Origin of the sequence: Marilutibacter maris (assembly GCF_003233695.1) — a bacterium.
Lineage (GTDB): Bacteria > Pseudomonadota > Gammaproteobacteria > Xanthomonadales > Xanthomonadaceae > Marilutibacter > Marilutibacter maris.
The window spans coordinates 1,096,954-1,121,009 of the sequence record NZ_CP029843.1 but is presented as its reverse complement, the minus strand read 5'-3'; the positions used below and the strand labels follow the sequence as shown (position 1 = coordinate 1,121,009).

The following is a 24,056-nucleotide window of genomic DNA, read 5'->3' as shown; positions in this document are numbered from 1 at the left end:
GGATGCTGCGGCGCAACAGAAAACGCGCGCCGCCGACGCCGGGACCGCCGGCGCGCCACCGCTATACTCGCCGGATTTCCCGCGCCCCGCGCGCGCAATACGGAGCCTGCCGTGACCGCAAGCGCTGCCACCCGCGTCAACACCGACGACTTCCTCGGCCATCCCAAGGGCCTGTTCGTCTGCTTCTTCACCGAGATGTGGGAGCGCTTTTCCTTCTACGGCATGAAGGCATTGCTGCTGCTGTACATCCTGAAGTACCACCTGTTCGGCGACGATGCCGGCTACGACCTGCTCGGCGCCTACGGCGGCCTGGTCTACGCGGTGCCGGTGATCGGCGGCCTGCTCGCCGACCGCTATCTGGGCATGCGCAAGGCGGTGCTGCTGGGCGGCGTGCTGCTGGTGCTGGGCCACATCGGGATGGCGTTCGAGGGCGAGCAGGCCAGGATGGTCGCCGGCAAGGTCGTCCGCGACGAGGGCGCGCTGCAGGTGTTCTACCTGTCGCTGGCGCTGATCATCATGGGCGTGGGCTTCCTGAAGCCGAACATCTCGACCATCGTCGGCAAGCTGTACGCCGAGAACGACCCGCGTCGCGATTCGGGCTTCACCCTGTTCTACGCCGGCATCAACGTCGGTGCGCTGTTCGCCTCGCTGATCTGCGCCTTCCTCGGCGAGACCTACGGCTGGAGCTACGGCTTCGGCGCCGCCGGCGTCGGCATGCTGGCCGGCCTGGTGATGTTCGTATGGGGCCAGAAGTACCTGCACGGCCATGCCGAACCCAACGACCCGGCCAAGCTGGCCCACCGCGTCGGCCCGCTGTCGCGCGAGTGGTGGATCTACCTGGGCAGCCTCGGTGGCGTGGCGGTGGTCTGGCAGCTGATCCAACGCACCTGGACGGTGCATGGCGCGATGCATGTGATCGCGGTTCTGCTCGCGATCTGGTTCATCTGGTTCCTGTGGAAGCACTGCACGCGCATCCAGCGCCAGCAGATGATCACCCTGGTGCTGCTGATCTTCGGCGTGCTGATCTTCTTCACCCTGTACGAGCAGACCTACGGCTCGTGGGTGACCTTCACCGACCGCCTGTTGACCAAGGACATGTTCGGCCTGTCCGACAACGGCTACGTGCCGGCGCTGCCGTGGGCGGTGTACTCGCTGGCCGCCAGCCCGCCGCTGATGATCGCCGCGCTGATGGCCAGCGACCGCGGCCGCGACGACGTCGCCAAGGGCCTGGTGGTGCTGATGGTGATCGGCCTGTTCGTCGCGATCGCCCACGACATCGTGCTGGTCAAGCAGACCGCCGGTTCGCTGACCTTCCTCGGCGCGTTCTTCATCGTGGTGCTGGCGCCGATCTTCTCCTGGCTGTGGCCGTGGCTGGACAAGCGCGGGCTCAACCCGAGCAAGCCGGCCAAGATGGGCGTCGGCCTGATCTTCGCCGGCCTGGCTTTCGTGCCGATGCTGATGGCCGCGCAGCACGCCGGCAGCAGCGGTGCGATGGCCAGCGTGTGGTGGCTGGTGCTGGCCTACTTCGTGCTGGAGATCGGCGAGATGTGCCTGTCGCCGATCGGCCTGTCGGCGGTGACCCAGCTCTCGGTCGCCCGCGTGGTCGGGCTGATGATGGGCGCGTTCTGGCTCGCCACCGCCTATTCGGAGGTGCTGGCCGCGCAGTTCGGCAAGCTCGCCTCGCTGGAGATCGCCGAGGGCGCCGCGATCGACATGGCCGAAGCCGCCGGCAAGTACGGCGAACTGTTCTGGCTGATGGTCTGGATCGGCATCGGCTCGGGCGTCGTGTTCCTGGTGCTGACTCCGCTGGCCCGACGCTGGATGCACGGGGTGAAGTAACCCCCCGCCCGGCACCACATGCGACAACGGCGCCCTTGGGCGCCGTTGTCGTTTACATCGCTGCGTCAGCGGACGCTCACTTGCCGGTGTCCGCGGCGCCCCCCGCCGCGGCCGTCGCGACCTCGCCGCCGAGGTGCCGGGCCAGGAACGCCAGCAAGCCTGTGTAGTACTCGCGCTTGTTTTCTTCCTTGTAGAAGCCGTGACCCTCGCCGCTGAAGTAGCTCGCCTCGACCGCGACCCCGGCCTCCTTGAGCGCCTTTTCCATCAGTTCGGTGTGCTTGGGCGGCGCGACTTCGTCCTCCTTGCCCGCAGCCAGGAACACCGGCACCTTGATCCTCTGTGCGATCCGGTTCGGAGACGCCGCGGCCAGCGCCGCGGTGTCATCGCCCACCCAGTCCCGCGACCAGTTGCCCAGACGACGGTTGTTGCTCGCATCCTCGCCCTGCATGACCGGCAGATCGTAAACGCCTACATAGCCGGCGGCGCACCGATACAGATCCGGCTCCTTGGCCACGCCCATCAATGACGCATAGGCGCCGTAGCTGGCGCCGTACAGGCAGATCCGTGCGGGATCGGCATGTCCCTGCTCGATCGCCCAGCGGGTCGCGTCGGTGAGGTCGTCCTGCATCGCCAGTCCCCACTGCCTGACGCCTGCCTGCTCGAACGCCTTGCCGTAGCCCTGGGAACCGCGGAAATTCACCCGCAGAACCGCATAGCCCGCATCGGCAAGCAACTGTACTTCCGGGTCGAACCCCCAAGTGTCGCGCACATAGTAGGGCCCGCCGTGCGGCAATACGATCGTCGGCAGCCCCCGGCCATCGCTGCCCCTGGGCACGGTCAGGTAGCCCTGCAGTTCCAGGCCATCACGGGCCGGAATGGTCACCGGCCGGGTCGCGGCCATCGTGTCGGGGTCAATCCATTCGGCACGGCTCAGGACGTGCTCGGCCTTCTTCTCGACGGTGTCGTAGAGGAAATAGTCGCCCGGAGACGTATCGCTCCAGACCGCGGCAAGGACATAGCGGTCGTCGTCGCTGCGGGACGTGATTACCACCGCCTGCCCCTGGAATGCCGCTTCCAGGCTCTTGTACAGGCGGGCCTCGGTGGACTGCGGATCGAAGAACACCGTGCGGGGCCTGCCGTCCATGTACATCACACCGACAGGCTCGTGCGAGTTGTTCCGGTAGATGACCCGGTACGGATCGACCCGGTCATCACGTGCCAGCTCGCGCGCGTCCGTCCAGTTGCCGACGTCGTAGGCCACGATCGCGTCGGGTCCGCGGGCGCGCTCGGCCCGGAAATAGGCCACGCTGTTGTCGCGGGAAAAGCCCAGGGGCGACTCGATCAGACCGGTCACGGCCTCATCGCGTATCAGCTCCCAGTCGGCGCCTGACGCAGCCCGGTAGTAGAGCTTGCTGACGTTGTCGACGCCGGCACCGAGGGCGAAGCGCACCTCGCCTTCGTTGTCGGTGGTCAAGGTCGCGTTGCGCACCGGCGATGTCGCGATCTTGCTGCGCCTGCCGGTGTTGACGTCCAGGCGGTCGGCGCGCGTGTAGGGGTTCTCGTTGAACGGGGTGGCCGACACCACGACATAGGTATCGTCCCCGGGCAGGTCGTCGACCAGGAATGCCGCGACGCGCTCGGCCTTCTTGGGCTGGATGCGGGTTCCCAGCCCGTTGCCGCCGACCGACTGCCCCACCAGGATCTCGGGGTTGCCGCCGTCGGCATCGATCGCATACAGGTTACCGTCCGCAAGCGGCTGCGCCAGCAACCCGAACTTCTGGGCGGTGCTGATCACCACCCGCTCCGGATTCACCCAGTCGAAGTCGATCACGTGGATATTCCGCCCCGGGGTGAAGGTACCGGTCACCTCGCCCGTCTCTCGGCTGAGGATCGCCAGCGAAGTCCGGTCCTCCTGCAGCACGGTCGCGGCGTAGTAGTCGCCGTTCGGGGATATCTTGATGTCCGAAAAACTGTCGCGCTTGATGTAGTTGTCGACATCGACGGCCTGGGCATCGGCCATGCCGCACAACGTCGCCGCACCGGCGATCGCGGCAGCAAGAATGAGCTTGTTCATCCGACTCTCCGTTTACGCGGCCGGCACAGTCCCCCTGCTTCAGCCACCCAATTGATCCAGTCACCTGACCATGATCGTGCCGTCGCGACGGCGAGGGCGCCATCCGCGTGGCCGGCCGTCCTGTCGCCGGCGCGGTCGCCACGACCGGTCGGTTGCAGTCTAGCCGCGGCGCCCATGCGACGCACGGCGGGGTCGGGGCGGGTCGATGGCGTCCGCCGGACCCGGGCCGCGTCAGAGCGGATCGTGCGCCGACAGGGTCCGCGACAGCGCGTCTTGCCACCGCGGCAGTTCGATCCCGTAGCGCTCGGTCAGGCGCCGCGTGTCCAGCACCGAATAGGCCGGCCGATGGGCTGGAGTCGGGTACTCGGCGGTGGTGATCGGGGTGACTTTCGGTGCCTGCCCGATACGCCCGATGGCCACGCCGAGCCGCATGATCTCGCTGGCGAACTCCTGCCAGCTGCATTCGCCGGTGCAGGTCAGGTGCAACAGCGCCGACGGCCCCACGCCATCGGCGAGGATTCGCGCGCTGACGTCGGCGATCAGCCAGGCCGGGGTCGGGCTGCCGACCTGGTCGGCGACCACGCGCAACTCATCGCGCTCGCCGGCCAGGCGCAGCATCGTGCGCAGGAAGTTGTGCCCATGCAGGGCATGGACCCAGGCGGTTCGCAGGATCAGGTGTCCGGCGCCGCTGGCCTGGACCGCCAGTTCGCCGGCCAGCTTGCTCTCGCCATAGACACCCAGTGGCGCGGTCGGATCGTCTTCGCGATACGGACGCGTGCCCTGGCCGTCGAACACGTAGTCGGTCGAATAATGCAGCAGCGGGATGCCGGCCGTCGCGCAGGCGGCCGCCAGCGCCGTCGGTGCCTCGGCATTGATCCGGAACGCCAGCTCGCGCTCGCTCTCGGCCTTGTCGACCGCGGTGTAGGCGGTCGCATTGACCACGGCGTCGGGCCCGACCCGATCGACGACGGCAGCGATCGCGTCGAGGTCGGACAGATCCAGCGGCAGTGCCGCGCCCGCCCCCGCTTCCAGGCGCCCATCGCGGGTGGTGACGATCAGTTCCCCCAGCGGCGCCAGGCTGCGTCGCAGTTCGCGGCCGAGCTGGCCGTTGCCTCCCAGCAGCAGCAGCTTCATGGCACGAACAACGGCAGCCGTTCCTCGGCGACGTCCTTCAGAAACGGCGCGCGTGCGTCCTTCTCCGACAGTTGCGGCGCGCCGACCGGCCAGTCGATCGCCAGGTCCGGATCGTCCCAGCGGATGCCGGCATCGGCCTCGCGGTCGTAGGTCGCGGTGCACAGATAGGTGAACACGGCGCGCTCGCTGAGGGTGACGAAGCCGTGGGCGAAGCCCTCGGGAATCCAGAAGTGGCGCTTGTTCTCCGCGCTCAGATGCACCGCGGCCCAACGCCCGAAATGCGGCGAGCCACGACGGATGTCGACGGCCACGTCCCAGACCTCGCCCTCGATCACCGACACGTACTTGCCTTGCGGCCGTGGCCACTGATAGTGCAGTCCGCGCAGCACGCCCTGGCTGGAGGAGGACACGTTGCCCTGCACGAACGCGGGCCTCAGCCCGTGCTCGGCCAGCTTGTCGTGGTTGAACGACTCGAAGAAGAAGCCGCGCGCATCGCCGAACACCTGCGGCTCGATCACCAGGCAGCCGGGCAGACCGCTCTCGATCACCTTCATGGCACGAACCCTCGCTTGGTCAGCCCCAGCAGATATTCGCCGTAGCCGTTCTTGGACAGCGGACGGGCCAGCTCGGCCAGCTTGTCGTCGTCGATCCAGCCGTTGTTCCAGGCGATCTCCTCGGGGCAGCAGACCCGCAGCCCCTGCCTCGCCTCGATCGTCTCGATGTAGTTGCAGGCTTCCAGCAGCGATTGGTGGGTGCCGGTGTCGAGCCACGCATAGCCGCGGCCAAGCTGCTCCAGATGCAGCGAGCCCTCGTCGAGATAGCGCTTGTTGAGATCGGTGATCTCCAGCTCGCCGCGCGGCGAGGGCTTGAGGTCGGCGGCGATGTCGCTGGCGCGGCCATCGTAGAAATACAGACCGGTGACCGCGTAGTTGGAGCGCGGCTGGCTCGGCTTCTCCTCCAGGCTGACTACCCGGCCCTGGGCATCGAACTCGGCCACGCCGTAACGCTCCGGATCGCGCACCCAGTAGCCGAACACGGTCGCGCCCTGCTCGCGGGCGTCGGCGCGCTTGAGCATCGCAGTCAGTCCGGGGCCATGGAAGATGTTGTCGCCCAGCACCAGGCAGCTGGGCTGACCGGCCAGGAACTCGCGTCCGATCAGGAACGCCTGCGCCAGCCCATCCGGGCTGGGCTGCACCGCGTACTCGAGGTTCATGCCCCACTGCGAGCCGTCGCCGAGCAGACTGCGGAACAACGGCTGCTCGTGCGGGGTGTTGATGATCAGCACATCGCGGATGCCCGCCAGCATCAGCACGCTGAGCGGGTAGTAGATCATCGGCTTGTCGTAGACCGGCAACAGCTGCTTGCTGATGCCCTGGGTGATCGGATACAGACGGGTGCCGGAACCTCCGGCGAGGATGATGCCCTTGCGTGCCATGCGTACTCCCTCAGCCCTGGCCGATGCGTTCGAGACGGTAGCTGCCATCGAGCACGCGTTGCACCCACGGCTGGTTGTCCAGATACCAGTCGACGGTCTCGGCGATACCGCGCTCGAAGGTGTATCGCGGCTCCCAGCCCAGCTCGTTCTTCAGCTTGCTGGCATCGATCGCGTAGCGGCGATCGTGGCCAGGACGATCGGCGACGAAGGCGATCTGGCTCTCGCGCGGCTTGCCATCCTCGCGCGGACGACGTTCGTCGAGCAAACGGCAGATGGTCTTCACCACCTCGATGTTCTGCTTCTCCGAGTTGCCGCCGACGTTATAGGTTTCGCCGATGCGTCCCCGCTCCAGCACGGTACGGATGGCCTCGCAGTGGTCGCGCACGAACAACCAGTCGCGCACCTGCCTGCCGTCGCCGTAGACCGGCAGCGGTTCGCCGGCCAGGGCCCTGGCGATCACCAGCGGGATCAGCTTTTCCGGGAAGTGGTACGGCCCGTAGTTGTTCGAGCAGTTGGTGGTCAGTACCGGCAGACCGTAGGTGTGGTGGAAGGCGCGCACCAGGTGGTCGGATGCGGCCTTCGACGCCGAATACGGCGAGTTGGGCGCGTACGGCGTGGTCTCGCTGAACTTGCCGGTCTCGCCCAGGCTGCCGTAGACCTCGTCGGTGGACACATGCAGGAAACGGAACGCGTCCCGCGCCGCCGGCTCCAACGCCTTCCAGTAATCGCGAGTCTTCTCCAGCAGGCTCAGAGTGCCGACCACGTTGGTCTGCACGAACGCGGCGGGGCCATCGATCGAGCGGTCGACATGGCTCTCGGCGGCGAAATTGATCACCGCATCCGGCCGGTGCTCGGACAGCAACCGCTCGACCAGCCCGGCATCGCCGATGTCGCCCTGCACGAACACGTGATTGGGGTCGCCCTCAAGCGAGGACAGCGTGTCCATATTGCCCGCATAGGTCAGCGCATCGAGGTTCACCACCCTGATGCCCTGCGCCACCGCGCCCAATACGAAATTGCCCCCGATGAATCCGGCTCCGCCGGTCACAAGCCAGGTTGGCATCAACTACTCCAATGACTGTCAATTGAAAGGAAATCGGCGCCGATCGCATCCGCCCCGTCGTCCGGCGCACAGCACCCGCGGCCGCCCGCCACATTCTGACAGAAACGGAATGCCTTTTATTTTCAACCAGATACAGCAAGCCGCCGGCCATGAAGCCCGACTTTCGTCGGACATGCGGCCGACCCCAGCCATTGCGTATACACGGTTGCAAAAAGAGCGCTGTCTGCCTGGCCAGGAAGGATAGCCCAAGCTCCGCGGCCGGCGCAGGCAGACGGTCCCAGTCCGTCCACGCGCCCCGCCTCCGCCATGGTGGCGTTCAGATTCGCGCGCGGCGGGCGCGCGAACGAACCCGGCGCCCACCGCTGGTATCACCGCCACCCACAAGGCCAGACCCGGGCAACCCTGCCGCAATCGGCCTCTGCTAACCTCCAGCCCCTGCCGGACGCGCCATCCCGGACCTTCCACACCACCTGCACAGGGACGTTTCCATGACCATTGGCGAATACACACAGACCTATCGCGGCAAGCCGGTCGTCGATTTCAGGATGGGCGACAAGGCCAGCGATGGCGATGTGGTCTACCGCCTCTACCAGGAGTACGACAGCGAGGAGAGCCAGGGCGAGCTGCTCGCCCACCTGTTCTCGCAGGTCGACCCCGGCTCGATCGAAGCGCTGATCATCGGCCCCTGGTCGGAAGCCCACGACGACGGTCCGGAGGGCTATCTCAACGGCCTGATCGCGCGCCGGGACGAGTTGTCCGCGCTGCGCGCCCTGTTCGTCGGCGACATGACCTACGAAGACTGCGAGATCTCGTGGATCATCCAGTGCGGCTACAACCCGTTGCTGGAGGCGTTCCCGCTGCTGCAGTCGCTGCGCATCCGCGGCTCGAGCTCGCTGGAGCTGCGGGCCTTCGAGCACGCGCACCTGCAGGAGCTGGCGATCGAGTGCGGCGGTCTGCCCTCGACCCTCGTCGAGGCGATCGCGGGGTCGAAGCTGCCGGCCCTGCGCCACCTGGAGCTGTGGCTGGGCGACGAGAACTACGGCTTCGACGGCGAGCTGGCGACCTACCAGCGCCTGGCGCAGGCGATCGGACCCGGGCGCCTGGATTACCTCGGCCTGCGCGACGCCTGCATCAGCGACGCGCTGGCGACCTGGCTGGCGACGCAGCCGTGGCTGGGTTCGCTGAAGGTCCTCGACCTGTCGCTGGGCACGATCGGCGACACCGGTGCGCAGGCGCTGGTGGAGAGCGCCCACCTGGGCGGCATCGAGCGGATCGACCTGAGCCATCACTACATCTCGGCGGCATGGCAGCAGAAGCTGCAGGCGCTTCCCTGCACGGTCGTGCTCGACGATCCCGAGGAGGAGGACGACGGCGAGCGCTATGTCGCGGTCGCCGAATAGGCCGTGAGCGGCAGCGCCCGCTGGTTGCTGGTCGGCCCGCGTTCCAGTCGCAGGATCGCGGGCATGCAGGCGGCGCTGCGCGCACGCGGACTGCCTGCCGCGGTGGTCGTCGACTACGCCGACCTGCTGACCGGCGCCATCCGGCTGGAGACGGTCCTCGCCGGGCATCCCGACGCCCTGGTCAAGCTCGAGTCGCCCGGCGAAGCCCCGGCCCTGCATGACGCGCTGGTGCGGCGCGGCTGGGAGCTGGCCGGCGGACCGGGCGCACCGCCGGCGCCACTGCAACACGGTGAACTCGCCCATCAGCAGTACTGGTCTGCCGGCTTCACCGCCGTGCTGGCGGCGATGCCCGCCGACGCCCGCTACCTCAATTCCCCGGCGGAGCTGTCGCTGATGACCGACAAACTGGCCTGCCAGCAGCGGCTGGCCGACGCGGGCGTCGAGGTGCCGCCATTGTTCGGCGCCATCGCCGGCCATGACCAGTTGCACAGCCGGCTCGACACGCACGCCTGCGACAGCGTCTTCATCAAGGCCCGTTATGGCTCATCGGGGGCCGGCGTGCTGGCCTACCGGCGTCATCGCGCCGGCCGCGAGGTCGCGACCGGCCCGATCGAGCTGGTCGTCGACGGTGGCCGCACGCGGCTGTTCAACTCGTTGCGCCAACGTCGTTACGAGGACCGCGCGCAGATCGCCCGCCTGGTCGATGCGCTCGCGCACCAGGGCGCCTATGTCGAACGCTGGATTCCCAAGCCCGCCGTCCCCGGCGCGGAGGGCGGCCATTTCGACATCCGCGCGGTCGCGCTCGATGGCCGCCCCCGCCAGCGCATCGCCCGCTGCTCGCGCGGGCCGCTGACCAACCTGCACCTGGGCAACCGGCGCCTGCCCGTCGACGCCTGTCTGGACCGGGGGGGACAGGGCTGCCTCGAGAGCGCCGTGGCCCGCGCCGCCGCCGCATTCCCGTCCAGCCGGATGATCGGCTTCGACCTCATCGTCCGCGGTCCCCGCGCCTGGGTGCTGGAGGCCAACGGTTTCGGCGACCTGCTGCTGGACGTGCGCCACGAGGGCCGCAGCGTCTACGAGGACCAGGCCCGTCTCGGCCTGCGCGAGGCGCCGCGCCCGCTCGGCGAGCCTGCCCATGTCTGACCTCGCCCTGCCCGACATGAATGCCGTTGTCGGCAGCCACGACGTCGTGCTGCTGACCCTGGACACCCTGCGCTTCGATGCCGCCCAACGCTGCTTCGAGCGCGGCGAGCTGCCGGTGCTGGCGCCGCACCTGCCGGCGGACGGCTGGGAGCGCCGGCACACACCGGGCAGCTTCACCTATGCCGCCCACGCGGCGTTCTTCGCCGGGTTCCTGCCGACCCCGGCGCGGCCGGGGCCGCATCCGCGCCTGTTCGCGCTGGAGTTCGAAGGCAGCGAGACCACGTCGGCGCACACCCACGTGTTCCGCGACTGCGACAACATCGTCGCCGGCTTCCGTCGCGCCGGCTATTGGACGCTGTGCATCGGCGGCGTCGGTTTCTTCAACAAGCGCAATCCGCTGGGCTCACAGTTGCCGTCGCTGTTCGAGGAAAGCCACTGGCGGCCGGAATTCGGGGTGGTCGCGGCGGATTCGACCGAACGCCAGGTCGAACTGGCCTGCAAACGCCTGGACAGCCCGCAACTGGCCGGCAGGCGCTGCTTTGTCTTCATCAACATATCCGCGGTGCACCAGCCCAACCGGCACTATCTCGACGGTGCCGTCCACGACGATTTCGAAAGCCACTGCGCCGCGCTGCGCCATGTCGACGCGGCGCTGGCGCCGTTGCTGCAGGCCTTGCGGCGACGCGGCCCGGCCTTCGTGATCGCCTGCTCCGACCACGGCACCGCCTACGGCGAGGACGGCTTCCACGGCCACCGCCTCGCCCACGAGGTGGTGATGACCGTGCCGTACGCGCATTTCTTCCTATCGCCATGACCACGCCACCGCTCGCCGACCTGCTGCGCCTGCCGCCCTACCAGGCCTACTCGTACTCCTATCCGCACAAGACCGCCTACCGTCCGCTCGAACCGGCGCGACCGCTGTCGGCGCTATGGGCCGGCGAACGCCGCGACGCCCTGTTCCTGTACCTGCACATCCCGTTCTGCTCCTACCGCTGCGGCTTCTGCAACCTGTTCGCCCTGGCCCGCCCCGACGCGGCCCGGGTCGAGGCCTACCTCGACCAGATGGAGCGGCAGCTGGAGGCGACCACGACCGCGCTGGACCAACACCGCTTCGTGCGCTTCGCCCTGGGCGGCGGCACCCCGACCTATCTCGATGCGTCGCAGCTGCGGCGCGTCTTCGACATGGTGCGCACGCACGCCTCGATCGACCTGCACGCGATACCCGCCGGCATCGAGGCCTCGCCGGAGACGATCGACGCGGAGAAGATGCGGGTCTGCCGCGAGGCCGGCGTCGACCGGATCAGCATGGGCGTGCAGAGCTTCAGTGACGTGGAGGTGCGCGCGCTGGTGCGTCCTCAGCAGCGCGACGTGGTCGATCGCGCCATCGCCGCGATCCGCGAGGCCGGGTTCCCGACCCTGAACCTGGATCTGATCTACGGCATCGAAGGACAGAGCGTGGCCAGCTTCCTGACCTCGATCGACACCGCCCTGGCCTACCGTCCGGAGGAGCTGTACCTGTATCCGTTGTACGTGCGCCCGGTGACCGGTCTGGGACGCATCGCCGGCAAGGAAGGCAAGACCGGATTCCGGCTGCAGCCGGAACCGTTGGACGAGCGCCTCGACCTGTACGAGGCTGGCCGCGACCATCTGCTTGCCGCCGGCTATACCCAGGTGTCGATGCGGATGTTCCGTGCGCCGCATGCGGTCGACGCCGACGGTCCGGTCTACTGCTGCCAGAGCGACGGCATGGTCGGGATCGGCTGCGGCGCACGCTCGTATACCACCCACCTGCATTATTCGAGCGAGTACGGCGTCAGCCGGCGCTCGGTGGCCGAGATCCTCGACGACTACCTCGCCCGCGACGGTGCGTCCTTCGCCCGGGCCGACTACGGCATCGCCCTGGACCTGGACGAGCGTCGTCGCCGTCACGTGATCCAGTCGCTGCTGATCCAGCCGGGCCTGGACCGCGAGGATTACCGACAGCGCTTCGGCAGCGACTGTCTCGACGACCTGCCGCAGCTGCGCGACCTGCTGGAACTGGGCCTGGCGCGCTTCGACGCCTCGCGGCTGGCGCTCAACGACGCCGGCATGGCCCGCTCCGACACCATCGGGCCGTGGCTGGTGTCCGACCCGGTCGCCACGCTGATGCGCGACTACCGTGTCGGCTGAGGCACCAATCGAGGCGAGCATGCACCTGAGCGTGCTCTATCGCGGGCGCCTGAGCAGTTGCAATTACGACTGCGGCTACTGCCCGTTCGCCAAGACCTACGACGACCGCGAGACCCTGCGCCGGGACGCCGAGGAACTGGCGCGCTTCGTCTCATGGGCGGAGCGGGCGCGGCACCCGCTATCGGTCCTGTTCACGCCCTGGGGCGAAGGACTGGTCCGGCGCCACTACCGCGACGCCATGGTCAGACTGAGCCGTCTGCCACACCTGCGCCGGGTCGCGATCCAGACCAACCTCTGCGTCGGCCTGCGCTGGCTGGATGAGGCCGATCTCGACGCGCTGGCGCTGTGGTGCACCTATCACCCGGACCAGGTCGACCGCGACGCCTTCCTCGGCCGCTGCCGCAAGCTGGACCGCCGTGGCGTCCGCTACAGCGTCGGCATGGTCGCGATGCGCGAGCACCTGGACGAGATCGAGGCGATGCGCGCCGGTCTCCCCGCACACGTGCCGCTCTGGCTCAACGCCTACGACGAGCGCCCGCCGGGCTACTACTCGGCGGCGGAGGTCGAACGGCTCGCTCTTATCGACCCGCACTTCCGCTACAACCTCGACCCGGCGCCGAGCCTGGGCGCGCCCTGTTGGACCGGTGAGAACGTGATATCGGTCGACGGCAACGGCGAGGTCAGGCGCTGCCACTTCGTATCAGAACGGCTGGGCAACCTGTACGACGGCTCCTTCGCCGCCGGCCTGCGCGAACGCGCCTGCCCGAACGCCTGCTGCGACTGCTACATCGGCTACGTCCACCGCAAGGACCTGCCGTTCCAGGCCGAGTTCGGCCGCGGGCTGCTGGAACGCATTCCGCTGCGGCAGGCCTGGGCCATGCCCGCGGCGGCGGCGGGGCGCTGAGCGACGCAACTGCCGCCATGGCACCCTTCATCGACCCGATCGGTGGAGGACACGCAACGGCGGCGCCGACGTCTACTCCGGCACGTCGGTGGCCCGGTCTCAGCCACCGGGGAATGCAGAAAGGGCCCGCACCTGGCGGGCCCTTCCGGGAGCAACGCTGGCTAAGCCGGTGCCGCGACTCAGAACGGGATGTCGTCGTCGGCGAAATCGTCGGCGAAGTCGTTCGACTTGGCCGGCGGGGCCTCGCGGCGCGGCTGCGCCTCCTGGCGGGCGGGCGCGCGCTGCGGGCGGTCGTTGCCGCCACCGCGGTACTCGCCACGACTACCGCCACCGCCGCCGTCGCCACGGCCGCCGAGCATCTGCATCTCGTCGGCGATGATGTCGGTGGAGTATTTCTCCACGCCGTCCTGGCCGGTGTACTTGTCGTAGCGGATCGAGCCCTCGACATAGACCTGGCTGCCCTTGCGCAGATACTCGCCGGCGATCTCGCCGAGCTTGCCGAAGAACACCACGCGGTGCCATTCGGTGCGCTCCTGGGTATTGCCGTCGCGGTCCTTGCGCACGCTGGTGGTGGCCAGGCTGATCCGGGTCACGGCCATGCCGCCCTGGGTGTATTTGGTGTCGGGGTCGTTGCCGAGGTTGCCGACCAGGATCACCTTGTTGATACCACGCGCCATGTACGGGTCCTATGGGTTGTTGCTGGAGGTCTGCGGCGGCTGCGCCGTCTCGGCGGCCGCGCTACGGGCATCTCAGTATACCCCCGGCCCCGGCGCCATCCGAACCCGCCGCGGCGAAGGCTAGGAAGCTTCCTAGCCGCCGTGATGGCCGCCCTGACCCGCAGATGAACATGCCCGCCGGCCGCGACGGCGGCCGCGGCGACCGCAATGCCGGGGCGCGGCGGCGCCTGCCGCTATAATTCGGCGTCTTTCCGCTTGCAGCACCGTCATGTCAGCACAGCCCCAGGCCGCCGTACCGGACCTCGCCGCCATCCAGTCGCTCGCGCGCGCCGACATGGATGCGGTCGATGCGCTGATCCGCCAGCGCTTGGCCTCGGACGTGGTCCTGATCAACCAGGTCGCCGAGTACATCGTCGGCGCCGGCGGCAAGCGGCTGCGGCCGATGCTGTTGCTGCTGGCGGCCGGTGCGACCGGTGGCGGCCGCCGCGCGATCGGCCGGCATGCCCACCAGCTGGCCGCGGTGGTCGAGTTCATCCACACCGCCACCCTGCTGCACGACGACGTGGTCGACGAATCCGACCTGCGCCGCGGCCGCAAGACCGCCAACGCGGTCTGGGGCAATGCCGCCAGCGTGCTGGTCGGCGACTTCCTGTACTCGCGCAGCTTCCAGCTGATGGTCGAACTCGACCGCATGGAGGTGATGCGGATCCTCGCCGACACCACCAACCGGATCGCCGAGGGCGAGGTGCTGCAGTTGCTGCACGTGCGCAACCCGGATACCGACGAGGCCGCCTATCTGCGGGTGATCGAGCGCAAGACCGCGGTGCTGTTCGCGGCCGCGACCCGGCTCGGCGCCCTGGTCTCCGGCGACGGCGTCGACCCGGCGGTCTGCGACGCCCTGCACGATTACGGCCTCAACCTCGGCTACGCGTTCCAGATCGCCGACGATGTGCTCGACTACGCCTCCGATGCCGAGACCCTGGGCAAGAACCTCGGCGACGATCTGGCCGAGGGCAAGGCCACGCTGCCGCTGATCCACGCGATGGCGCACAGCGACGCGGCGACCCGCGCGCGCCTGCGCACCGCGGTGGAGGAAGGCGATACCGAAGCGCTGCCCGAGGTGCTGGCCGCGATCCACGCCTGCGGCAGTCTGGACTACAGCCGCGGCCGCGCGGACGCCTATGCCGCCGCCGCCGAGGCCGCGCTCGAGCGCATCGGCGACAACGATTACAGCGCCGCGCTGCGCGGGCTGGCCCGCTACGCGGTCAGCCGCGACCACTGATTCAGGTCAACGCGCGATCCCGGTCAGCGCGAACCGGCGAAGCGCTCGTCCAGGAACAGCCGCATCATCGCCATCGCACGGCGCGCCGCACGCGCGTCGTAGCGGCAGTTGCTGTCGGCCGGATTGCCGGCGTCCTCCTCCTGGGCGAAGCAGTGGCGGGCGCCGCTGAAGTCGACGAACTGCCAGTCGGCGCCGGCCGCGTCCATTTCCTGCTCGAAGGCACGGATGTCCTCATCCGGCACCGAGGCGTCGTCGGCGCCATTGAGCACCAGCAGCGGTGTGGCGATCTGTCGGCCCTCGCCCGGCAGATAGGTCTTCAGGCCACCGTGGAAGCTGATCACGCCGGCCAGCGGTTCGCCGGCGCGGGCCAGTTCCAGCGCCACCGAGCCGCCGAAGCAGAAGCCCAGCGCGGCGATCCGCTCCCGATCCAGCGGCACCCGGTCCGCCTGCGCCTTCAGCGCCGCCACCGCCCGCGCGGCCCGCTGGCGCAGCACGGTGCCGCCATCGGCGTAGGCGCGGCCGACCTGTTCGCGCGCCTGCGCATCGTCCTTCGGATGCACGTCCTTGCCGTAGACGTCGGCGACCAGCACCACGTAGTCCTGCCCGGCGATCTGGCGGGCCTTGGCGATCGCGGCGTCGCTGACGCCCATCCAGTTGGGCATCATCACCAGCCCCGGACGCGGCGCCTCGACGGCGTCGTCATGGACCAGCCGGCCCTCGAAGACCTGCCCGTCGATCTCCCACTCCACGGGTTCGACCCGCATCGCCGCGAACGCGGGGGCGATGGCCAGCAACAGGGCGACAACGGCGACAAGTCGGTACATGGTCCGGCTCCGGCAGCGTGGGCGAACCCGGAGCCTACCGCGTCGGTGCCGCCGTCGCAGCGGCCGTCTCAGGCGATGCCCAGTCCCGGGATCGCGCTGATGCCGTCGGGGTCGAAGCCGGCCAGCCCGGCGAAATGGCGCCCGCGCGCCACGTAGTCGCGATACGGCCCGAAACTGGGCGCCCCCGGCGACAGCAACAACACGCCCTCGCCCGCCAATGCCTCGCGCGCGAGCGCCATCGCCTGTTCCAGCGAATCGGCCTGATGCAGCGCAAAGCCCGCGTCGGCGGCTTCCGGCGCCAGCAGCGCGGCGATGCGGGGGCCGTTCTGGCCCATGGCGACGATCGTCGCCGGCGCTCGCGTGCGCATCGCCGTGGCGAAGTCGGACCAGTCCAGGCCACGATCGTGGCCGCCGACCAGCAGCGCCACCCGGCGTCCGGCGAAGCAGTCCAGCGCGGCCAGGGTCGCGTGCGGGGTGGTGCTGATCGAATCGTTGACGTATTCCACGCCGTCGCGCGTGCCCAGCGACTGCAGGCGATGCGGCAGCGGCCGGAAGCCGGTGGCGGCCGGCGCCAGCGCCGCCGCGTCCAGGCCCAGCGCCTCCAGCGCGGTCAGCACCGCGCACAGATTGCCGCGGTTGTGGCGGCCCGGCAGCGGCATGCCGGCGGTATCGAGCAGCTCGACATCGCCGCGGTACAGACGATCGCCGCGCAGGTGCCAGCCGCCCTCGTCGCCGTACCAGCGCAGCTCGCTGTCGGGCAGCCGCAGCGCGGCGAGTGTCGGGTCCGCGGCATTGAGCACGGCAATGCGCGGGCGTGCCGCGGTGACCAGCTTCAGCTTGTCCTCGACGTAGCGCTGCTGCGAGCCGTGCCAGTCCAGATGCTCGGGAAAGACATTGGTGACGACCGCGATCCGCGGCCGCGCGCCGCTGGCGGCGACGTCGCCGGTCTGGAAGCTGGACAACTCGATCGCCCAGTAGTCCGGCGCGGGCCGGGGATCGAGCAGTTCCAGCAGCGGCAGGCCGATGTTGCCGGCCAGGGCGGTACGGTGCCCGCCCGCGCGCAGCAGGTGCGCCAGCAGCGCGGTGGTGGTGCTCTTGCCCTTGGTCCCGGTCACGCAGACCGCATCGGCGACCACACCGTCGGCGCCGGCACGCTCGCCGAACCACAGCGCGGTACCGCCGACGAAGCGGGTGCCGCGCGCGGCGGCCGCCCGCACCTCGTCGCGGTACGGACTGATTCCCGGCGACTTCACCACCAGCGCATGCGCGGCCAGCGCATCGGCCCCGGCACGGGTCCGCACGCTCAGGCGGGCATCGCCCAACCCGCGAGGCTCGGCCGCCTCGGCGTCGCTGCAGAACAGGGTCAGCGGCAACTGCGGGCAACGCTCGCGGATTGCCCGGTAGGCGGCGCGGCCTTCGCGGCCCCAGCCCCACAGGGCGATCGCGCCGCCCGCGGCGGCAATCGACTCAAGCCCGGAAATACGCATCCAGCCGTTCCGCCAGCGCCGCGGGAATGCGGTGTTCCTCGTCCGGCACCAGCAACGGCTCCACCGCGAGTTCGGCACGGTCGAGCTGCGGCTCGATCTCGCGCGCGAAACGCTCCACCAGCGCATCGCCGCGCCATTCGGCGCGGGTCGCCAGCAGCGCCATCGCCGCGCGCGACTCGCGCCCCTCGCCGACGCACTCGAACGGTTTGTGCTCGCGGAACTCCAGCAGCGCGTCGTAGCCGGCGGTCTGGTCCGGATCGTCGAGCAGGTTGCGACCGAAGATGCCGACCAGCCGCGGCTTGGGCATGAACGGCGCCAGCGCCAGGAACACGAAGTGGCACTTCGGACAGACCCCGCACCAGCGGTTGGCGGGACGCTCGCCGAGGATGTGGAAGTTGCGGTTGCAACTGGAGAAATGACCGTCGTAGCGGTCGCTCTTCGCGAACTGGCGCGCCACCGCCAGCTCGCTCAACGGCCGCAGCAGCGAGTAGTAGTGCAGGTCGGCGGCGACGTGCCGCTGCACATGCTCGCCGAATGCCTTCTCGAACGCCCAGCCCTTGGACCACTGGTGATTGACCTCGCTGGTCACGCTGCCGTCGGCGGCGAGGATCAGGCTGCCGTAGCTGGCCGAACGCTCGTTCGAGAACACCACCTGGTCGGCGCCGCGCAGGACCGCGGTCAGCACCAGGATCGCCGAGTTCACCGCGGTCACCGGGATATGGCCGTTCCACGCCCCCTGGCGGTTGTACTCGAACAGCTCCGGCGCCAGCGCGCGGCCGATGTTCAGGGTCGGCAGGCCGGTGCGCTCGGCGCAGGCGCGGATCAGCTGCGACCCGCCGATCCAGCTCACGCTCTGCTCGACGCCCAGCGTCCGCAGCGCCTCGATGCTGACCAGCGAATCCTTGCCGCCGCCGATCGCGACCAGGGCGTGCCGGTCCAGGCCCAGCCCGGGCGCCGGCGCGGCCGGGTCGGCCTCGTGCGGGAAACGTATCCGCCCATGCAGGTCGAGGCCGTTGCGATAGGCGAACTCGCCCAGGCCGTTGATGTAGATCGTTTCGATCAGCCGCGCGGTATCGGCATCGATCGTGTAGCCGTCGATGCGGATGCGCTTGGGCACCGCCGCCTTGTAGTAGCTGACGCCGGCGATCAGGTGCAGCAGCCGCAGCGCGTGCTCGATCGCCGCGGCGCGCGCCGGGTCCGCTGCGGCACCGCCGTCGAAGAACGGCGCACCCGGCACGGTGACGGTCTCGACCAGCTCGGGGCCGTCGTCGAAGGCATAGACCAGCTGCGCCACGCCGGTGGCGGGATCGAAACCGCAGCGGACGAACCGGAACGATTCGACCGCGTCGCGCTGGAACCTGTTGTCACTCATTCCGTTCACTCATTCAATGACATCCTCGGCCGGCAGGGCCCGCAGGTTGTAGGTACTCGCCATCGCGTAGCCGTAGGCGCCGGCGTCCGCGATCAGCATGATGTCGCCCGGCGCGGTACCGGCCGGGAGCTTGACCCGATGACCGAACACGTCGCTGGACTCGCAGATCGGCCCGACCACGTCGAACGCGCCGTCGGTGGCCGCATCGAGCTGCTGCAGGTTGACGATCTCGTGCCAGGCGTCGTACAGCGCCGGACGCACCAGCACGTTCATGCCCGCGTCCAGACCGACCCGCAGGATGCCGTCCTTCTCGACCACCTGGGTCGCGCGCGCCAGCAGCACGCCGCCCTCGGCGACCAGGAAGCGGCCCGGCTCGATCGCCAGCTCGAACGCCGGATGGATCGCCTTGACCTCGGCCAGGCCGTCGGCCCAGTCCCGCAGGTCGAACGGCTCGTCGTCCTGGCCGTAGGGAATCGGCAGTCCGCCGCCGATGTCCAGCACCTGCACGCTGCCGATGCGGCGGGCGAAGCCGGCCAGCTCGTCGTACATCTGCCGCCAGTGCGCGCGCGTCTCCACCCCGCTGCCCAGGTGCGCATGCACGCCGACGATGCTGATCTCCAGCGCGCGCGCGGCATCGACGAACTCGTCCACGCGCGCGGCGGCGAGGCCGAACTTGGAGGTCTTGCCGCCGGTGTTGACCTTCTCGTGGTGGCCGTCGCCGTGGCCGAGGTCGATGCGCAGCCACAGACTGCGGCCGCGGAAGATCTCCGGCCAGCGGCGCAGCGCCTCGACATTGTCGAGGGTCACGGTCACGCCCCGCTCCAGCGCGGCGGCGTATTCGTGGTGAGGCGCGAAGCTCGGCGTGAACAGCACCCGCGCCGGATCCAGTTCCGGCAGCACCTCGAACACCCGCTGCAACTCGCCTTCCGACACGCACTCCAGCCCGAAGCCCTCGGCGACCAGCGCCTTGAGCACCGCCGGGTGCGAATTGGCCTTGATCGCGTAGTAGCGGCGGTCGACCGCTTCGATCGCGGCCAGCTGGCGCGCGCGCTCGCGCACGGTCGGCAGGTGATAGACGTAGCGCGGGGTGTCGGCGGCGGCCAGCGCCAGCAACTGCTCGCGCCGCCCCTTCCACCACGGCACCGGCTTCGGCCGCAGCTGGCCCTGGATCTCGCGCCAGCGCGGCCCGAACACCTGCGCCTCGTGCACCGGCATCGCGCCGCTGTCGATCAGCTCGGCGTGCAGGATCGGCAGCATGCCGTCGGCGTCGGCCTCGTCGATGACGAAAGTCAGGTTGAGGTCGTTGGAGGACTGCGAGATCAGGTGCACGCGCTCCTTGCCGAACGCCGCCCACACCCCCGACAGCTTGTGCAGCAGCGAGCGGATGCCGCGTCCGACCAGGGTGATCGCCGCGCAGGACACGATCACCTTGACCCGGCAGATCTGCTCCAGGTCGGCCGACAACGCTTCCAGCACGTTGGTGCTGACCAGGTTCTCGCTGGGATCCAGCGACACGGTGACGTTGGTCTCCGAGGAACCGATCAGGTCGACCGACAGGCCGTGATGCTTGAACTTCTCGAAGATGTCGGCGAGGAAGCCGACCGACTGCCACATGCCGACGCTTTCCATCGACACCAGCACGATGCCGTTGCGGCGGCTGATCGCCTTGACCCCGGGAATCGTCGCCGCCAGCGTGTCGATGCGGGTGCCCGGCAGCTCCGGGCGCTCGGTGTCGAGGATCGCCATCGGCACGCTGGCGTGCCGGCACGGGCCCAGCGAACGCGGATGCAGGACCTTGGCGCCGGTGGTCGCGATTTCCTGCGCCTCGGCGTAGTCGAGCCGGGTCAGCAGGCGCGCGTCCGGCACCTCGCGCGGGTTGGCGCTGAACATGCCCGGCACGTCGGTCCAGATCTCGACCCGCTGCGCCTTGAGCAGGCCGCCGAAGTACGCCGCCGAGGTGTCCGAGCCGCCGCGGCCGAGCACCGCGGTGCCGCCGTCGCCGTGGCGGGCGATGAAGCCCTGGGTGATCAGGAGCGGGTTGGACTGCGCGGCGAAGCGTTCGGCGAAGCCCGCGTCGGCCTCGCGCCGGCAGTTCACCGACAGCCGCTGGGCCCAGCCGCTGGCATTGGGCAGCGACACCGCGTCGAGCCAGTCGCGCGCATCGCACCAGCCGAAGTCGTGACCGCTGGCGCGCAGGTAGGCGGCGCCGAGGGTCGAGGACATCAGCTCGCCCTGGGCCAGCACCTCGGCCTGCCAGTCCAGCGCCAGCGACGCCGCGCGCGGATCGACGGCGAGCGCGCGCAGGGTCTCCAGACGCTCGCCCAGCACCGTCTCCGGGTCCAGGCCGAGTTCGTCGCAGAACGCGCGGTGGCGCTCGGCCAGGGCGTCGACCCGCGCCGCGATGCCGTCGCCGGCGCAGATCGCGGTCAGCTCGTTGGTGACGCCGGACAGGGCCGAGACCACGACCAGGACCCGCACGCCATCCTCGGCCCTGCGTTTGGCAGCCAGCGTCCCGATGGTGTCCCAACGGTTGCGACGCGACACCGATGTCCCGCCGAACTTGAGTACGACCCAACGCTGTGTTTCTGCCACCGCCTTGCCTCTGGGTTATGTCGATATGGGAAAACGAACCGGCACTGGCGGCCGGTCCGGCCTAGAATCGTCGCCCCGCATCGTCATCGCGAATCCGCGGCGACATCCCGCCAGGCAGATCCATCCGGTCGCGGGATATTCATTCCAAGCCGGCGATTCTAGAGCAACTGCCCTCCCTTCTCCCCCCGAAATCCCGTTTCCGTCATGACCCGTCGTTATCTGCAAATGGATGTATTCGCCGACCGCCCCGGCGCCGGCAACCCGCTGGCCGTGATTCCTGACGCCGAAGGCCTGGACGACGACGCGATGCAGGCGATCGCACGCTGGACCCGGCTGCCGGAAACCACCTTCGTATTCGCTCCGACCCGCCCCGGCGCCAGCTACCGGGTGCGCATGTTCAGCCCGCGCCGCGAAGTGCCGTTCGCCGGCCACCCGAGCATCGGCACCGCCCACGTGGTGCTGGAGGCCGGCCTGGCCGCTCCGGTCGACGGCCTGCTGTGGCAGGAGGGCGCGGCCGGCGTGCTGCCGCTGGCGGTCGACGGCGAGGGCCCGCAGCGGACGATCTCGGTGCGGACGCCGCGGGCTTCGGTGGTCGAGGTCGCCGATGCCGACGATCCGCGCCTGGCCCAGCTCCTGGCCGGGTTGGCGGCGGGCGGGCCGGATGCCGCGGTGCTGCCCCCGGCCCTGGTCGACGGCGGCCGCCGCTGGTGGCTGGCCGAGCTGGCCGACGAACGGACCCTGCGCGGCGCCGATCCGGACTGGGACGCGATCGAGGCGCTGGCGCACGCGACCGGCAGCATGGGCCTGTGCGCATTCGCCCGCGCCGAGGCCGGCAACGGCGACTACGACCTGGTCGTGCGCGCCTTCGTCGGCGCCACCGCCCGTTTCGAGGACGCCGCCTCCGGCGCCGCCAACGCGACCCTGGCCGCCTGGCTGGCCCACAACGACGCCCTGCCCGGCGCGGGCGGCCGCTACGTGGTCAGCCAGGGCCGCGAGGTCGGCTACGACGCCCGCCTGCAGCTTCGGGTCGACGGCGACGGCGAAGTCTGGTCCGGCGGCCGCATCTGCAACGTGCTCAGCGGCCGCATCGACTGGCGCTGACCGGGGCGCCCCGCGCACGACCGCGGGTGGCTATGAGGGCCTCGTCGCGGCTCACGCCGCTCCTACGACATGCCCCGCCCCCTGAGTCAGGGGGCGATTCGCGCCGCAGGTGCGAATGGGGGTGTGGAAGCGCAACGGCGGGGCCCAAGGTTTGCGAAGCAAACTTTGGGGATTCCCGGGCGCAGTCCAGGGATCGCAGCTTACGCAGCTCCTACAGGAGCGGCGGCCTTCTCTCGTAGGAGCGGCGTGAGCCGCGATGGGGCTTTCGTGGGAAAGCCCGGCCGCCACTTACGCGGCTCCTGCGGGCACGCCTACAGCCTCGCCGTGGCCGCTTGCGGCCGGCAGGCCCGCCACCAGTCCAGCACCCGCCCCGCCACCACCGCCGCGTCGCGGCCCAGCAGCGGTCCGACGTGGCTGGCGCCGGCCAGTTCGAACAGATCGCCCCGCCACGCCGTCGCCAGCGCGCGGGTCAACGCCGGCGGCACGTCCTCGTCGGCACCTGAAGCGATGCACAGCAATGGACGGCGCGGCGGGGCCAGCTCGATGCCGGCGTGCGCCTGCGCCAGCACCTGCCCGGATTCGTCGCGCCAGCGCCGGAACGCGAACAACGCGGTCGCCGGGTCGGCCTCGGGAATCGCGCGGCGGGTCGAGACCAGCCGCGCCTGCTGCCGCCACGGCACCCGCGCCGGCCACTCGCGCGCCGGCAGCTCCCATGCCCACGGCGCCGGTGGCAGCGGATTGACCAGCACCAGCGCATCGGCGGCATCGGCGATGGCCGCGGCCAGCAGCCCGCCCAGGCTCGCGCCGACCAGCAGACGCGGGCCGGGCAGCGCCGACAACGCCGCCCGGGCCTGCGCGAGGTAGTCGTCCAGCGCGGTCGCCTCCAGCCCGTCGGCCGCCGGCACCAGGTCCGGGGCCGCGACCGCCAGCCCCTGCGCTTCCAGCAGCGGTCGCCAGCGGGCCCACTCCCAGCCGCCGCCACCGGCACCGTGCAACAACAGGGCATGGCCGCGGGCGCTCGCCGCCACCGCCCGCACTCAGCCCTTCAGCGTGGCCGACAGGCTGACCGGCACCGCCAGCGCGCGCGAGATCACGCAGCCGGCCTTGGCGCCTTCGGCGATCTGCTGGAAGGTGGCGTCGTCGATGCCCGGCACGCTGGCCTCCACGACCAGGTTCACTCCGGTCACGGTCGGCCCCGGGTCCATGCCCGGCTCCATCGTCACCTCGGCGCGGGTCTGGATGCGGTCGGGGGTGAAGCCCGCCTTGCCCAGCACCGCCGACAACGCCATGCTGAAGCAGCCGGCGTGGGCGGCGGCCAGCAGCTCTTCGGGATTGGTGCCCTTCTCGTCGCCGAAGCGGGTCTTGAACGAATAGTTCTGGGCCTCGAACAGGCCGCTCTGCGGAGTGCTCATCGTGCCATTGCCGGCCTGCAGGTCGCCCTGCCAGACCGCGTCCGCGTATCGTTTGAACGCCATTGCCGTCTCCTCGATGGGTGGGGGGGCCGCGCCGGCCCGGGGGCGACGCGGACCGCCTATCGTGGCACGCCGGTGGCCGAGCGCC

The 24,056-nt window shown here is 69.8% G+C and carries 20 protein-coding genes; 8 read left to right on the top strand and 12 right to left on the bottom strand.

Annotated elements, in window-relative coordinates; genetic code table 11:
• Positions 1 to 111 precede the first annotated feature (111 nt).
• Positions 112 to 1,839: a peptide MFS transporter gene (locus tag C9I47_RS05050; protein WP_111265786.1), complete on the top strand. Its 1,728-nt coding sequence runs from the start codon at positions 112 to 114 to the stop codon at positions 1,837 to 1,839.
• Between the two features lie 76 nt (positions 1,840 to 1,915).
• Here C9I47_RS05050 and C9I47_RS05045 read toward each other — a convergent pair whose 3' ends face one another.
• From C9I47_RS05045 to rfbB, 5 genes are all read right to left on the bottom strand, one after another.
• Positions 1,916 to 3,913 (bottom strand): alpha/beta hydrolase family protein, encoded by a 1,998-nt coding sequence (locus C9I47_RS05045; protein ID WP_111265785.1) that lies wholly within the window; start codon positions 3,911 to 3,913, stop codon positions 1,916 to 1,918.
• 231 nt (positions 3,914 to 4,144) lie between these two features.
• Complete coding sequence (rfbD, locus tag C9I47_RS05040) at positions 4,145 to 5,047, bottom strand: dTDP-4-dehydrorhamnose reductase (protein WP_111265784.1); 903 nt, start codon at positions 5,045 to 5,047, stop codon at positions 4,145 to 4,147.
• Positions 5,044 to 5,601, bottom strand: coding sequence for a dTDP-4-dehydrorhamnose 3,5-epimerase (rfbC, locus tag C9I47_RS05035; protein ID WP_111265783.1), 558 nt, complete (start codon positions 5,599 to 5,601; stop codon positions 5,044 to 5,046). Before rfbC ends, rfbD begins: the two co-directional genes overlap by 4 nt.
• Complete coding sequence (rfbA, locus tag C9I47_RS05030; RefSeq protein WP_111265782.1) at positions 5,598 to 6,482, bottom strand: glucose-1-phosphate thymidylyltransferase RfbA; 885 nt, start codon at positions 6,480 to 6,482, stop codon at positions 5,598 to 5,600. The genes rfbC and rfbA overlap by 4 nt, the downstream gene beginning before the upstream one ends.
• Positions 6,483 to 6,492: 10 nt before the next feature.
• Positions 6,493 to 7,545 carry a dTDP-glucose 4,6-dehydratase gene (gene rfbB / locus C9I47_RS05025; protein WP_111265781.1) on the bottom strand — a complete coding sequence of 351 codons (1,053 nt, stop codon included), beginning with the start codon at positions 7,543 to 7,545 and terminating at the stop codon, positions 6,493 to 6,495.
• 488 nt (positions 7,546 to 8,033) lie between these two features.
• Here rfbB and C9I47_RS05020 point away from each other — a divergent pair, with 488 nt between their 5' ends.
• From C9I47_RS05020 to C9I47_RS05000, 5 genes are read left to right on the top strand one after another with little or no spacing between them, the layout of a single operon-like run.
• Positions 8,034 to 8,945, top strand: coding sequence for an STM4015 family protein (locus C9I47_RS05020; RefSeq protein ID WP_111265780.1), 912 nt, complete (start codon positions 8,034 to 8,036; stop codon positions 8,943 to 8,945).
• Positions 8,946 to 8,972: 27 nt separating this feature from the next.
• Positions 8,973 to 10,088: an STM4014 family protein gene (locus tag C9I47_RS05015; RefSeq protein ID WP_111267969.1), complete on the top strand. Its 1,116-nt coding sequence runs from the start codon at positions 8,973 to 8,975 to the stop codon at positions 10,086 to 10,088.
• Positions 10,081 to 10,902 carry an STM4013/SEN3800 family hydrolase gene (locus C9I47_RS05010; protein ID WP_111265779.1) on the top strand — a complete coding sequence of 274 codons (822 nt, stop codon included), beginning with the start codon at positions 10,081 to 10,083 and terminating at the stop codon, positions 10,900 to 10,902. The genes C9I47_RS05015 and C9I47_RS05010 overlap by 8 nt, the downstream gene beginning before the upstream one ends.
• Entirely contained in the window at positions 10,899 to 12,257 is a 1,359-nt protein-coding gene (locus C9I47_RS05005; protein WP_111265778.1) for an STM4012 family radical SAM protein, read from the top strand. Before C9I47_RS05010 ends, C9I47_RS05005 begins: the two co-directional genes overlap by 4 nt.
• Before the next feature lie 19 nt (positions 12,258 to 12,276).
• Positions 12,277 to 13,161 carry an STM4011 family radical SAM protein gene (locus C9I47_RS05000; protein WP_111265777.1) on the top strand — a complete coding sequence of 295 codons (885 nt, stop codon included), beginning with the start codon at positions 12,277 to 12,279 and terminating at the stop codon, positions 13,159 to 13,161.
• A 179-nt stretch (positions 13,162 to 13,340) separates the two neighbouring features.
• Here the strand turns inward: C9I47_RS05000 and ssb are convergent, their stop codons facing one another.
• Positions 13,341 to 13,838, bottom strand: a complete 498-nt coding sequence (gene ssb / locus C9I47_RS04995) for a single-stranded DNA-binding protein (RefSeq protein WP_111265776.1) — start codon at positions 13,836 to 13,838, stop codon at positions 13,341 to 13,343.
• Between the two features lie 268 nt (positions 13,839 to 14,106).
• Here ssb and C9I47_RS04990 point away from each other — a divergent pair, with 268 nt between their 5' ends.
• The gene (locus C9I47_RS04990) at positions 14,107 to 15,120 is read left to right on the top strand and encodes a polyprenyl synthetase family protein (protein ID WP_111265775.1); all 1,014 of its coding nucleotides are present in this window, start codon (positions 14,107 to 14,109) and stop codon (positions 15,118 to 15,120) included.
• Between the two features lie 23 nt (positions 15,121 to 15,143).
• On the opposite strand, the gene C9I47_RS04985 is transcribed toward C9I47_RS04990, so the two are convergent.
• The 4 genes from C9I47_RS04985 to C9I47_RS04970 form a co-directional block, all read right to left on the bottom strand.
• Entirely contained in the window at positions 15,144 to 15,944 is an 801-nt protein-coding gene (locus tag C9I47_RS04985; protein ID WP_111265774.1) for a dienelactone hydrolase family protein, read from the bottom strand.
• 68 nt (positions 15,945 to 16,012) lie between these two features.
• Entirely contained in the window at positions 16,013 to 17,431 is a 1,419-nt protein-coding gene (gene murD, locus C9I47_RS04980) for a UDP-N-acetylmuramoyl-L-alanine--D-glutamate ligase (RefSeq protein ID WP_111265773.1), read from the bottom strand.
• Positions 17,412 to 18,803: a UDP-N-acetyl-alpha-D-muramoyl-L-alanyl-L-glutamate epimerase gene (gene murL, locus C9I47_RS04975; protein WP_111265772.1), complete on the bottom strand. Its 1,392-nt coding sequence runs from the start codon at positions 18,801 to 18,803 to the stop codon at positions 17,412 to 17,414. Before murL ends, murD begins: the two co-directional genes overlap by 20 nt.
• A gap of 9 nt (positions 18,804 to 18,812) precedes the next feature.
• Positions 18,813 to 21,395, bottom strand: coding sequence for a bifunctional aspartate kinase/diaminopimelate decarboxylase (locus C9I47_RS04970; RefSeq protein ID WP_111265771.1), 2,583 nt, complete (start codon positions 21,393 to 21,395; stop codon positions 18,813 to 18,815).
• A gap of 204 nt (positions 21,396 to 21,599) precedes the next feature.
• On the opposite strand from C9I47_RS04970, the gene C9I47_RS04965 reads away from it, so the two are divergent.
• Positions 21,600 to 22,496: a PhzF family phenazine biosynthesis protein gene (locus C9I47_RS04965; RefSeq protein WP_111265770.1), complete on the top strand. Its 897-nt coding sequence runs from the start codon at positions 21,600 to 21,602 to the stop codon at positions 22,494 to 22,496.
• 311 nt (positions 22,497 to 22,807) lie between these two features.
• On the opposite strand, the gene C9I47_RS04960 is transcribed toward C9I47_RS04965, so the two are convergent.
• Positions 22,808 to 23,524 carry an alpha/beta fold hydrolase gene (locus tag C9I47_RS04960; protein WP_190238610.1) on the bottom strand — a complete coding sequence of 239 codons (717 nt, stop codon included), beginning with the start codon at positions 23,522 to 23,524 and terminating at the stop codon, positions 22,808 to 22,810.
• A gap of 9 nt (positions 23,525 to 23,533) precedes the next feature.
• A complete protein-coding gene (locus tag C9I47_RS04955) occupies positions 23,534 to 23,971 on the bottom strand; it encodes an OsmC family protein (RefSeq protein ID WP_111265768.1) in 438 nt (145 codons plus the stop codon).
• Between the last annotated feature and the right edge of the window lie 85 nt (positions 23,972 to 24,056).

Excerpts from the sequence above, each read along its gene's own strand:
- C9I47_RS05045 (WP_111265785.1), bottom strand. The coding sequence starts at position 3,913 with ATGAACAAGCTCATTCTTGCTGCCGCGATCGCCGGTGCGGCGACGTTG.
- rfbD (WP_111265784.1), bottom strand. The coding sequence starts at position 5,047 with ATGAAGCTGCTGCTGCTGGGAGGCAACGGCCAGCTCGGCCGCGAACTG.
- rfbC (WP_111265783.1), bottom strand. The coding sequence starts at position 5,601 with ATGAAGGTGATCGAGAGCGGTCTGCCCGGCTGCCTGGTGATCGAGCCG.
- rfbA (WP_111265782.1), bottom strand. The coding sequence starts at position 6,482 with ATGGCACGCAAGGGCATCATCCTCGCCGGAGGTTCCGGCACCCGTCTG.
- rfbB (WP_111265781.1), bottom strand. The coding sequence starts at position 7,545 with ATGCCAACCTGGCTTGTGACCGGCGGAGCCGGATTCATCGGGGGCAAT.
- C9I47_RS05020 (WP_111265780.1), top strand. The coding sequence starts at position 8,034 with ATGACCATTGGCGAATACACACAGACCTATCGCGGCAAGCCGGTCGTC.
- C9I47_RS05010 (WP_111265779.1), top strand. The coding sequence starts at position 10,081 with ATGTCTGACCTCGCCCTGCCCGACATGAATGCCGTTGTCGGCAGCCAC.
- C9I47_RS05005 (WP_111265778.1), top strand. The coding sequence starts at position 10,899 with ATGACCACGCCACCGCTCGCCGACCTGCTGCGCCTGCCGCCCTACCAG.
- C9I47_RS05000 (WP_111265777.1), top strand. The coding sequence starts at position 12,277 with ATGCACCTGAGCGTGCTCTATCGCGGGCGCCTGAGCAGTTGCAATTAC.
- ssb (WP_111265776.1), bottom strand. The coding sequence starts at position 13,838 with ATGGCGCGTGGTATCAACAAGGTGATCCTGGTCGGCAACCTCGGCAAC.
- C9I47_RS04990 (WP_111265775.1), top strand. The coding sequence starts at position 14,107 with ATGTCAGCACAGCCCCAGGCCGCCGTACCGGACCTCGCCGCCATCCAG.
- C9I47_RS04985 (WP_111265774.1), bottom strand. The coding sequence starts at position 15,944 with ATGTACCGACTTGTCGCCGTTGTCGCCCTGTTGCTGGCCATCGCCCCC.
- murD (WP_111265773.1), bottom strand. The coding sequence starts at position 17,431 with ATGCGTATTTCCGGGCTTGAGTCGATTGCCGCCGCGGGCGGCGCGATC.
- murL (WP_111265772.1), bottom strand. The coding sequence starts at position 18,803 with ATGAGTGACAACAGGTTCCAGCGCGACGCGGTCGAATCGTTCCGGTTC.
- C9I47_RS04965 (WP_111265770.1), top strand. The coding sequence starts at position 21,600 with ATGACCCGTCGTTATCTGCAAATGGATGTATTCGCCGACCGCCCCGGC.
- C9I47_RS04955 (WP_111265768.1), bottom strand. The coding sequence starts at position 23,971 with ATGGCGTTCAAACGATACGCGGACGCGGTCTGGCAGGGCGACCTGCAG.